Source organism: Hamadaea sp. NPDC050747, assembly GCF_040654195.1.
In the GTDB taxonomy this organism is placed as follows: domain Bacteria; phylum Actinomycetota; class Actinomycetes; order Mycobacteriales; family Micromonosporaceae; genus Hamadaea.
Window position 1 is genome coordinate 441221 of record NZ_JBFAHM010000004.1, and the last position, 10100, is coordinate 451320.

General features: G+C 70.1%; 11 protein-coding genes. 4 read left to right on the forward strand and 7 right to left on the reverse strand.

All coding sequences use genetic code 11. The features are described 5' to 3' along the window. Nucleotides 1-55: 55 nt before the first annotated feature. Together AB0H43_RS11475 and AB0H43_RS11480 are read right to left on the reverse strand one after the other, a co-directional pair. Nucleotides 56-1144 (reverse strand): DUF3103 family protein, encoded by a 1089-nt coding sequence (locus tag AB0H43_RS11475; RefSeq protein ID WP_359999174.1) that lies wholly within the window; start codon nt 1142-1144, stop codon nt 56-58. A 131-nt stretch (nt 1145-1275) separates the two neighbouring features. Then, entirely contained in the window at nt 1276-1866 is a 591-nt protein-coding gene (locus AB0H43_RS11480; RefSeq protein WP_359999175.1) for a CGNR zinc finger domain-containing protein, read from the reverse strand. A 53-nt stretch (nt 1867-1919) separates the two neighbouring features. On the opposite strand from AB0H43_RS11480, the gene AB0H43_RS11485 reads away from it, so the two are divergent. Further along, nucleotides 1920-3233 (forward strand): MFS transporter, encoded by a 1314-nt coding sequence (locus tag AB0H43_RS11485; protein ID WP_359999176.1) that lies wholly within the window; start codon nt 1920-1922, stop codon nt 3231-3233. A 34-nt stretch (nt 3234-3267) separates the two neighbouring features. Here the strand turns inward: AB0H43_RS11485 and AB0H43_RS11490 are convergent, their stop codons facing one another. Then, entirely contained in the window at nt 3268-3417 is a 150-nt protein-coding gene (locus AB0H43_RS11490) for a hypothetical protein (RefSeq protein WP_359999177.1), read from the reverse strand. 185 nt (nt 3418-3602) lie between these two features. Here AB0H43_RS11490 and AB0H43_RS11495 point away from each other — a divergent pair, with 185 nt between their 5' ends. From AB0H43_RS11495 to AB0H43_RS11505, 3 genes are read left to right on the forward strand one after another with little or no spacing between them, the layout of a single operon-like run. Continuing rightward, the gene (locus AB0H43_RS11495) at nt 3603-3917 is read left to right on the forward strand and encodes a hypothetical protein (RefSeq protein WP_359999178.1); all 315 of its coding nucleotides are present in this window, start codon (nt 3603-3605) and stop codon (nt 3915-3917) included. A gap of 10 nt (nt 3918-3927) precedes the next feature. Beyond that, a complete protein-coding gene (locus tag AB0H43_RS11500; protein WP_359999179.1) occupies nt 3928-5166 on the forward strand; it encodes a hypothetical protein in 1239 nt (412 codons plus the stop codon). A 22-nt stretch (nt 5167-5188) separates the two neighbouring features. Further along, on the forward strand, nt 5189-5605 hold the full coding sequence (locus AB0H43_RS11505; RefSeq protein WP_359999180.1) for a DUF2809 domain-containing protein: 417 nt from the start codon (nt 5189-5191) through the stop codon (nt 5603-5605). 46 nt (nt 5606-5651) lie between these two features. On the opposite strand, the gene AB0H43_RS11510 is transcribed toward AB0H43_RS11505, so the two are convergent. The 4 genes from AB0H43_RS11510 to AB0H43_RS11525 are packed head-to-tail and all read right to left on the reverse strand — an operon-like array spanning nt 5652 to nt 10063. Further along, nucleotides 5652-5975 (reverse strand): L-rhamnose mutarotase, encoded by a 324-nt coding sequence (locus tag AB0H43_RS11510; RefSeq protein WP_359999181.1) that lies wholly within the window; start codon nt 5973-5975, stop codon nt 5652-5654. A 17-nt stretch (nt 5976-5992) separates the two neighbouring features. Further along, nucleotides 5993-7243 carry an alpha-L-fucosidase gene (locus tag AB0H43_RS11515; RefSeq protein ID WP_359999182.1) on the reverse strand — a complete coding sequence of 417 codons (1251 nt, stop codon included), beginning with the start codon at nt 7241-7243 and terminating at the stop codon, nt 5993-5995. Nucleotides 7244-7247: 4 nt separating this feature from the next. Then, nucleotides 7248-8177, reverse strand: coding sequence for an aldo/keto reductase (locus tag AB0H43_RS11520; protein ID WP_359999183.1), 930 nt, complete (start codon nt 8175-8177; stop codon nt 7248-7250). Further along, on the reverse strand, nt 8174-10063 hold the full coding sequence (locus AB0H43_RS11525; protein WP_359999184.1) for a hypothetical protein: 1890 nt from the start codon (nt 10061-10063) through the stop codon (nt 8174-8176). Before AB0H43_RS11525 ends, AB0H43_RS11520 begins: the two co-directional genes overlap by 4 nt. Nucleotides 10064-10100 lie beyond the last annotated feature (37 nt).

Here is a 10100-nt window from a genome sequence, read left to right on the forward strand (position 1 = left end):
GCGGCGGGCGGCGGCCCATCGGAGCCACCGCCCGCCACTGTGCTCCAGCACGTCCCTACAGCGGGGCGACCCAGTACGGAGTCACGTCCATCCAGCCGTTCGCCGCCGCTCCGGTGAGGCGGCCGCTGCTGGTCGTGGCGAGGCTGTACCAGGAGTCGACGTAGTCGGGGTCGTCGGTCCACCACGACGACGGCATCGCGTCCAGGATCGCGCTGACGAGCGGGATGTAGACGCCGGCATCGGCGATCGTCAGCAGCGCGGCCGCGATGGCCTGAGCGAGCTGTAGATAGTTGGTGTCACCGTCGTCCTCCATCATGACGGCGTCGGCGAGGTTGTACTTGTACGCCGAGAAGTGCACGAGGAGCTGGTTCGGGTAGTAGGTCGTGCCGTCCTTGTCGAGGTACGGCATCTGCACGATGTCGACCTTCGGGTGCCCGTCGAGACCGAAGCCGCTGACGACGGTGTAGATCTCGGCATCACCCTTGATCCAGGGCTCCTTGTCGTCGCTGAGCCGGACAGCGTTGATCTTCGTCGCCCAGTAGCCGCCGGTGAGCGAGGCAGCGGCGAGCGCCGACGTCGGCTCCTGCGCGGCGAGAACCTGCCGGACGACGGACAGGCCGAGGGGCAGGGCGCGGGCGGTGTCGACCTCGACGACCAGGACGGGACGGTGTGGGACCTGGTCGGCGGCCAGGCTGATCCGGTCACCCGCCGGGTCGTACGCGACGACCGTGGTGGCCTCGTCGTCGGAGGGTGCGGCGGCGACCAGCGGGATGCCGTGGGCGACCTGCGAACGCATGCTCACGTCAGCCAGGCGTACGCGCAGCAGGGATTCCGTGCCGTCGGGAAGTCCCTTGGCCACGCGTACGGCGTGGTTGGCCGCGGTGACGTCGGCGGCGAATCGCGTACCCAACCGAAGAGCAGCGAGATCGACGGGCCTGGCGGCGACCGCGGCGGTGACCCGCGACCGGGCCGCGGGCCGGCCGAGTTCGGTGGCGAGCCGATGGGCGAGCGTGTCGGTGACGGCGGCGACCGAACCGCCGGTGACCGGGTCGGCCGGCGCAGCCTGGGTGGCGGTGGGAAGGCCGATAGTGAGGGCGGCGGCGAGTAGGACGGTGAGGGCGCGGCGTGCATTGGGGTGGTACACGCTGTCTCCTTGAGTCGTGGGGCGTGGCGTGACCACGCACCATCGTGACCAATCGATTCGTCAATGATCGCCGCTCGACGATTGGTCTACAAGGGACTTCGGTTGGCCGGATCGGGCATCGGCCACGTCGATCAGGGCTGCGGGGTCTTGGCGCGCTGCCGCGCGTAGTACGCACGAGCACGATTGCGGTCGCCGCAGTCTCTGGTGTTGCACCAGCGGCGGTTGCGCCGCGGTGACGTGTCGAGGTAGACCCAGCCGCACTTGGCGTCTTCGCACTGGTGGAGCCGGTCGAGGTCGTCGCGTTGGAGTAGCGCGACGAGGCCGCGGACGATGCGGTCCGGGATCAGGCGCAGGCCGGTTTCGCGGTCTTGCCAGTGCCAGCGGTCGCCCACTCGGACGAGGTCGGCGGCGGCGATCGAGGTTCGATACAGGCCGGCGAGGTCGGCGGCGGCTGCCGCGTCCCCCTCGACCAGTGCCGCGTAGGCGCGCTCGCGCGCGGTGATGACCGTCTGCCGTTCCCGCTCGGCGACGGCGTCGTGGGTGGTGGCGAGGTCGCGCAGGTTCGCCGCTTCCGGTGGGCTGATCAGGTCGGATTCCGCGCACCAGTCGACGACGTCGGCGAAGCTTCGCAGCCGCTCGGCCCGGTCATCGCCGCCGAGCCGCCAGTCGACGGTGTTCAGCAGGTCGAGCATGCGATCGCCGGCGATGTGACCGAATCTCACGCGATCTCCTCTCACGGGTAAACCCATTATTGCATGTGAGAAGGCGACGTGACATGCTCACACCTGATCGGGCAATCACCCATGAGAAGATCTTCGGGAGCAGCATCGTGCCAGCCAGCACCACCCGCACCCCGTTCGCCGCGCTGTGGGCGTCCCAAGCGTCCTCGAACCTCGCCGACGGGCTGCTGCAGGCGGCGGCTCCACTGCTCGTCGCCAGCCTGACCCGCGACCCGCTCGTCGTGGCCGGCATGACGGTCGTGCAGTTCCTGCCATGGCTGATCGCGACCCTGCCCGCCGGCGCGCTGGCCGACCGGGTGGACCGGCGCCGGATCCTCACCGCCGGCAACTGGCTGCGCGCCGCCGGGTTCGCGCTGCTCGCGGTGACCTTGGCAAACGGCTGGCACCACGTCGGCCTGCTCTACGCGGCGGTGTTCCTGGCCGGGTGCGCCGAGACGATGGTGGACAACGCGGCGCTGACCATCCCGCCCCGCCTGGTGCCTCGGGGGCGGCTCGAACGCGCCAACGGCCGGCTGTTCGCGACCCAGTCCGTCATCAACACCTTCGTCGGCCCGCCGACCGGGGCGGCGCTGTTCGCGCTGGCGGCGTCGGCGGCCTTCTTCACCGGCGCGGCCGCCTTCGCCCTCGCCGGACTGGCCGCCCTGCTGCTGCCCGCGCTGCGCCCCACCAGCGAGGAACAAGGCCGGCGCCGCTCGACCCCGACCTCGATCACCCACGAGATCCGCTCAGGTTGGATCCACTTCTGGCGGCACGACCTGCTGCGCCGGGTCGCCTTCATCTCCGCCTCGATCAACTTCTTCAGCTCGGCGACCGGCGGACTGCTCGTCCTGCTGATCACCGGCGACTACCAGGTGCCCATGTCGCGGTACGGGTTGTTCATCGGCGTACCCGCGGCTGGGGCGATCATCGGCTCGCTGCTCGCCGAACACGTCGTGCCCCGCGTCGGCGGCGGTCCGATCACCTGGCTGGCGGCCCTCGTCCCGGCCGCCAGCTATGCCGTCCTCGGCCTGGGCGGGAGCACTCCCCTCGCCCTGACCGGCATGTTCTGCGCGGCCGTCGCCTCGTCGCTGAACCAGATCGTCGTGAGCACCCTGCGTCAGGCGACGGTCCCCGACGAACTGCTGGGCCGGGTCACGGCCGCGTACCGGCTGATCGTGCTCGGTGTCGTCCCGCTCGGCGCGCTGGCCGGCGGCCTGCTCGGGCGCGGCCTGGGCGTCCGCGCCACGTTCCTCGCCGCCGCGGTCGGACTCGGGCTCGCAGCGCTGCTGTTCGCTTCCCGGGTCACCACTCGAGCCCTGCGGGAGGCCGAACAGTCCGCCGTCGCCGAACGCATCCCCACCCTGGTCTGAACGCCCACCCGGCTCAGCACCGGGACAGGCTGGATCAGGCGGCGGCCTCCCAGGTGAACCCGTCCAAGTCGGTGAACGGCCCGGCCGCGCTGCCGACGGCCAGCCGGTGGGAACCGCTCCCGTCGGCGGGCAGCCCGGCGTCCTTGGCTTCAGGACGGTGGCACCGGCGTCGACGGACTGACAAACGGCGATGTCCCGGCTGGGACGGGACATCGGCCCGTGCGCCCAGGACGCCGTCCGTCCGACGATGACAACCGTCAAACCGACGACTACGGCGGCAGATTCAGTACAGGCACTGATACGTCGCCGCCGTGACCCTGGCTAGCGTGCGGGTAGCCCGCCGACCACAGCCGTCCGAGGGAGGAAACGTTGACCAACGTCCGACCCAAGTCGCTGGACAACAGCGCTAACGCGCTGGTCGAGCTGGCCGGTCTGCTACAGGCGGGCCGCCCGGAGCCGGCGCTCTCCGGCAAAGTAGCGGCACCCGCGACCCACGAACATCTCGCGCGGGTGACCGCCGAGTTCGCGACCTATGCGGGTAACCAGTTCGAAGACGCGGTCGCACTGATCGCCGCCCTGTCCACGAAACTCAAGACAGCCGTGGGCGCGTACCACGCCGTCGACGCCCGGGCGCAGGCGACGCTCGACTCCTTCCTGCGCAACTCCACGTATCGAGCTCCGTAGGAGGACAACGATGGCGACTTACCGCGACGACGTCGCGTACGTCGAACACATGCGGCCGGAGCGGATCATGATCGGGGCCGAGGAGTTCCATCGCGTGGCTCGGCTCATCGCATCGGCCCAGCCCACCTTCGACGAGGTACGCCAGAAGGTCGAGTGGGCGGGCACGGCGCGAGAGCTGTTCGACCGGAGACTACGTGAGGCCGACCTGATCCTGGACGCGCTGTCGCACAGTTACGAGAAGGCAGGCCGTGCACTGGACGACTATCGGATCGCCCAGCGAACGGCGATCGACCTCGTCGTCGACGGTGTGGCGAAGGAGAACCAGCTCGCCGATCTTCTCCGCGGCGAGGTGACGGAGCCGGGTCCGCAGCCGATGCGCCGATGGGAAGATCTGCGCAGCAAGGACGGCGTTCTCGACTGGTTCAGCGAGCTGGGCGAACGCGACGACGTCGACCGGGTCCGGGCCGAAGCCGACCGGCTCTATCACGAGGCGAGCGACCTGTACGCACGAGCCAAGAAGACCGAGAACGACGCGCGTAGCGTCGCCGTGGCCGCGATCGACATGGCCCGGCGCGACCTGCCCGATTTCCAGGCCGACGCCGGTCACGCGCAGGCGATCATCAGCTCGGTTCCCGGGCTGCGGGAGGAGATCCATCAGGCGGCCCGGGATCCCAATGCCCGGCGACCCGGCCTGGGAATCCTGCAGGAGTACCAGGTGGAGGCGGACACGGATCAGGAAACCTACCTGGGCCTGACATTGAGCGGCTCCGAGCGCCGAATACTCCGCGAACGGGCAGCGGTCGAAGTGGCGGAGGTCTACGCCGTCCGGGAGGCGGCCTTCGCCGAAGCCCAGAAACGCTTCCCGAACGCGTTCGGCGAGGACGACCACCAGGACGCGTTTCGCCACGCGTACGCCAGCGCGCTGCTGACCCAGACCTACGGCGAGGACTGGGCCGAGCGGTTCACGACCGCGCACGAGACCGGGCCGAACAATCCAGGCACCCGTGAGGCGATGGACCTGTACAACAACGAGGTCGGCCGCAAGATCGCCCTGGAGCATCCGGATGCCACCCCGGAGCAAATGGCCGACCTGGTGCAGCAGTCCGTCCGGGACGGGCAGATGGTCGTCGTCGGACCGGACAAGAAGCTGGACTTCAGCGATGCGGTACGCCCGCTGGAGGGCGACTTCACCGACCGCGCGACGCTACCTGGACATCCCCAACGGCACGCCGGAGATCCGCTGCCCTGATGCGGCCGCCTATGATGGCGCGATGTCTTCCGCAGCACTGTGGACTCGGCTCCTGATGGTGGTGACAGCAGCCGCCCTCGCCGGTTCGGCCTACGCGATCCGGGCCGTGGCGGACGGGGCGGTCGACCAGTACTCAGGCGCCGCCTTGTCGGGGGCCATCGTCTACACCATCGTGATCTTCATCCGGCCGCGGATCTCCCCACTGGTCGCCGGCATCATCGCGACCGGGTATTGCTGGTTCATCGAGTTCGCGCAGCTCACTCCGGTCCCTGCGGCGCTCTCCGAGCGCAGCTGGCTGTTGCATCAGCTGCTCGGCATGCAGTTCGACCTCGTCGACGTCGTCTGGTACCCGGTCGGCGTCATCGCGTTGGCCGCGGTGCATTGGTTCCTCCGTGCGCGCACGGTTCGCCGAACTAGCCCCACCCCGTCCGAGCCGTAGGCCGCAGGCAGCCTGTCCGCAGTCCGCCGACGAGCGCCGGGTGACCTTACGGTTGGTCCGGCAAGCGCCAGACGACCGGCAGGACCGCCTCCGATCCGTCGGCCGTGTAGTCGTGGGACACCTCCAGCAGTTCCGCCATGCGCGCCTGCCAGGCGATGTTGACCGGCAGCGCAGACAGCCGGTCGAGCATCGCGGCGTAGTCGTCGACGTCGATCAGGTGGAACAGGTCCGATCCGCTGCGCCAGATCGTCCACTCGTGGACGCCCGAGTCCCGGATGGCGGCGGCCAGTTCTTGCGGCACCTGCTGGTGGGCGGCGTCGTAGTCGGCGATCCGATCCGGGCGCACCCGGGTGTGCAGTGCCACGCGCATGGCGGTTCCCTCCTCTGTCAGTCGCGCCCAGTGCCTCGGTAGAGATCCAGCTCGCCGTCGAACTCGACCGCGAGCACGGTGGCGTACTCGTCGAGGTCCGCGGCGGCGGGGGCGTCGATCCACGTCACGCCGGGTACGTCGCCGAGGCCGCCGTCCCGGCGATGCGCCAGTTCGGCGTCCCGCCCCACCACGCGTACCCGCTGGATGGCAGAGCGCAGACCGCGGACCGCGACCGTTTCGCGGGGCTGGTCGAACAGGTAGAGGTAGAGGGTGCGCCGGTCGGCGGACAGGGTGCTGGGTCCATAGTGGTGGCCGGCGGGCAGGCCCGCGGCCGTGCCGTAGACGGCCTCGGCGTGTGCGGCGATCCAGCCGCCCAGGCCTTCCAGGCGCGCAGTCTGCTCAGGTGTGATGCGCCCGTCGGCGGTGGGGCCGACGTCGAGCAGCAGGTTGCCGCCGGCGCCGATGGCCTCGGCGAAGTAGCGCACCAGCTGCCGGACCGACTTGTGGTTGGTGTCGCGGCTTTGGTAGCCCCACGAGTCGTTGATCGTGAGGCACAGCTCCCACGGCCCGTCCGGCGGCGTGATCGGCACGCCTTGCTCGGGGGTGGCGTAGTCACCGCGCGACAGCATGCGCGCGTTGAGCACGGTCTGCGGGTTGACGGCCAGGATCCGGTCGGCGAGCTTGTCGATCCCCCACTGCTCCTCGGCCCGTTCCCATTCGCCGTCGAACCACAGCAGGTCGGGCCGGTAGCGGTCCATCAGCTCGCCCACCTGCCCGTCGCGGTACGCGAGGTAGCGTTGCCACGCCGCCGGGTCTTCGCCGCCTTCCGGCGGCGCGGACAGCCGGTTGTCGTTGACGTACCTGGCTGCGCCGGTGCTGCGGACGGTGGCGTAGTCGGGATGGGTCCAGTCGGAGTGCGAGTAGTACAGGCCGACCTTCAAACCCTTGTCGCGCAAGGCTTCCGCGTAGGGGCCGATCAGGTCGCGGCCTACGTTGTTGGTCCCGTACGCGGTGTCCCACAGCGCGAAGCCGTCGTGGTGGCGAGCGGTGAGCACGGCGTAGCGCGCTCCGGCTCGCGCGAACAGGTCGGCCCAGGCCTGTGGGTCGTAGTGCTCGGCGGTGAACCCGTCGATCTGGGCCAGGTAGTCCGCGCGGGAGACCTCCCCGGTGTACATGGCCCACGATTCGGGCACTCCGTCGACCGCGTAGATCCCGTAGTGGATGAAGATCCCCAGCTTGGCGTCCGGGAACCAGGGCTGCATCGGCATGGCGTCATCTTCTCCAGGAGTCCACGAGGTCACGTGGGACGAAATCTTCGTCGGCCAGCCGCTGCCACAGCTGGTCCGGGATGTCCCAGTGGTACGCGTCCACGTTGCGTACCACTTCGCCGGCGGAGCGGCAGCCGACGATGACGGAGCTGACCGCGGGGTGCTGCAGCGGGAACTGTATCGCCGCCGCGGCCAGCGGTACGCCGAACTCGGCGCAGATCGCAGCGCACCGCTGGGCCCGCGCCAGGACGTCCGGCGGGACCGGACGGTAGTGGAACATCGCGTCGGGGTTCGGATCGGCGAGCAGGCCGGTGTTGAACACGCCGCCGACGACCACGGCAGTGCCGGTCTGGTGGCAGACCGGGAGCAGCGTGTGCAACGCGTCGTGGTCCAGCAGGGACAGCCGGCCCGCGATGAGGACGACGTCCACCTCGAATTCGGCGACGTACGCGGCCAGCGGGCCGCTGTGGTTCATGCCGAAGCCGATGGCGCCCACGAGACCCTCGTCGCGCAGCCGGCGCACCGCCGGGTACGCCGTTCGGCGTACCTCGTCGGGGAAGTCGTCGGGGTCGTGCAGGTAGAGCACGTCGACTCGGGAGCGGCCGAGGCGTTCGAGACTGGATTCCAGGGATTCGCGGATGCCGCGTTCGCTCCAGTCGGGCACCACCTGCGTCGGCCCGCCGGGTTCGCCGGTCGGGCGCAGCAGCCAGCCGGTCTTGGTCGAGATGACCGGTTCGGTGATCCCGGCCGCCGGCAGATAGCGCCCGAGGCGTGTCTCGGCCAGTCCGTGTCCGTAGCGGGGGGCGGTGTCGAAGAAGGTGAGACCGGCTTGGGCGGCCGCCTGGACGGTGGCTGCGGCGTCCTGGTCGGCGACTTCGGTGAACAGGCCGCCCAGTGGTGCGGTGCCGATGCCGAGCCGTGGCAGTGTGATCATTGGTCATCCCAGGGACGTCGGTAGGTCGGCGCGTCGGCTCGCCGGGTCATGGTCAGCGTGACGCGTACCTGGGTCTGGGCGGGCAGTCGCACGGTCAGGTAGCGGCCCTCCACGGGGTGGGCCGGCTGGTCGTCGACGCTGACGGTGTCCAGGCGGTGTTCGGCGTAGGTGCCGGCCTGGATGATGACCGACCGTGGCGTTCCGCCGAGGTTCGCGAACTCGATCACGGTATGCCCGGGGTCGATGTCGGAGACGAGGGCAGCCACATCGGCCGGGAGCCCGGCCTGGTGCGTTTCGGCGTCGTGGTAGCGGACGTGCATGTGGGCCAGCCCGCCGTTGTAGAGCACCTGTGGCGAGCCGGTGGTCAGCTGCAGCAGCGCCTCGGTGAGGACCGGATTGTGGTCCTGCCAGTGGTGGATGCCGAAGGTGTCCGGTCCGGTCGCGGGATCCACTGGATCGTTCTCGATCTGGGCGACCTTGGCCGCGCACGTGGCCAGCGCGCTGCGCAGCATGCGTTCGGGGAACTCGGGGTTGCGCCCGGCGAGGTATTCCCACCAGGGTTCGTCGTGCCCGGCCTCGTCTTTGAGGCGCTGGGTGTGGACCGCCGTCCAGTCCCAGGCCGACAGGGCGCGCAGTCGCTCGACGCGGTCGTGGTCGGCCGGATCGCGGGTCAGCTGCCACAGGGAGACGGTCAGCTGGTTGGGCATGATCGTGAAGTCGAACCAGCCGGTGTCGTCGCGCCGCTGGGGGATCATGAAGGTCGTGTCGGCCGGCATCGCGGCCAGGTGTGGCCGCCAGCGACGGCCGAGGGTGCCCATCTGCGCGGCGGTGCGCTGCTCGCCGTGGCGCATGGTGACGTCGAGCGGGTTGCGGGCGAGGTCGAGGTAACCGGGATCGCCGGTGACCAGCAGGGCGTTGGCCGCGCCGACAAGGGCCGCCATACCGACCGAGTGCAGGCCGTGGGGCCAGGACCAGCCGTAGTGACCGCCGTACCAGCGCCCGTCGAGGTACTCGCCCACGACACCGGTCAACCCGGCGTTGTCGGGCAGCACTTCGGAGCCGGTCAGCCGGTCGCGCCAGGCGCCGGCGTACTCGGCGACCCAGTCGGCGTAGCGGCGGTCGCCGGTGAGCAGGAACGCGTTGGCGGCCAGACTGGTCGACGCGAGGTTGACCAGGGTGTCGCCGCGGCCCATGCGGTCCCACATCGCGCGTCCGTAGGCCCGGGCGCGGTCCGGCGATCCGGCCAGCTCGTCGAAGGGGGCGGCCTCGTCGATCCAGTCCAGCGGCAGTCCGTAGGGACGCAGCGCGAGGCTCCACGGGAAGTACGCCTCTTCGTCGCTGAATCCCCAGCGCGGTCCTTCGGAACCGTTGTGGGGCGCCCGGATCACCCGGTACGCCGGATCGTAGTTGGGCCCGCCGGGCAGGTAGAAGTCGGCGAACCGGGTGGCGAGCGCCCGTAGTTCGGCGTCGTCGGGCCGGGCCAGGCAGAGCCCGTAGAACAGCAGCATCCCCTCGCCCTGGTGGAACCAGTCGTAGCCGCGCTCCATACCCTCGTGCAGCATGCCCATCCCGGCGAGCTGGCCGGTGACGGCGCGCCAGTGGCGGTGGGCCGCGTCGAGGACGTCCTGGCCGCCGCCGAGCAGGTGCAGTGTGGGCCAGTTGAAGAACGGCTCGTAGAAGTCGTCGACACCGTCGCGCCCGTCGAGCCCGACGCCGAGGGTGTCGCGGAAGATCAGCCGGCCGTCGGCTTCGGTGTAGCGCTCGGTGAACACGCGCCAGGCGGAGTCCAGCGCGGTGAACAGGTCTCGTTCGAGGACCGCCCAGGTGGGCGGCGTGGTCAGGGTGCGGGTCGCGGACACCGTGGGGGCGGTCGGCTTGACGGACACCGAGTCTCCAAATCGCTGATCGATTACCGATGACTAC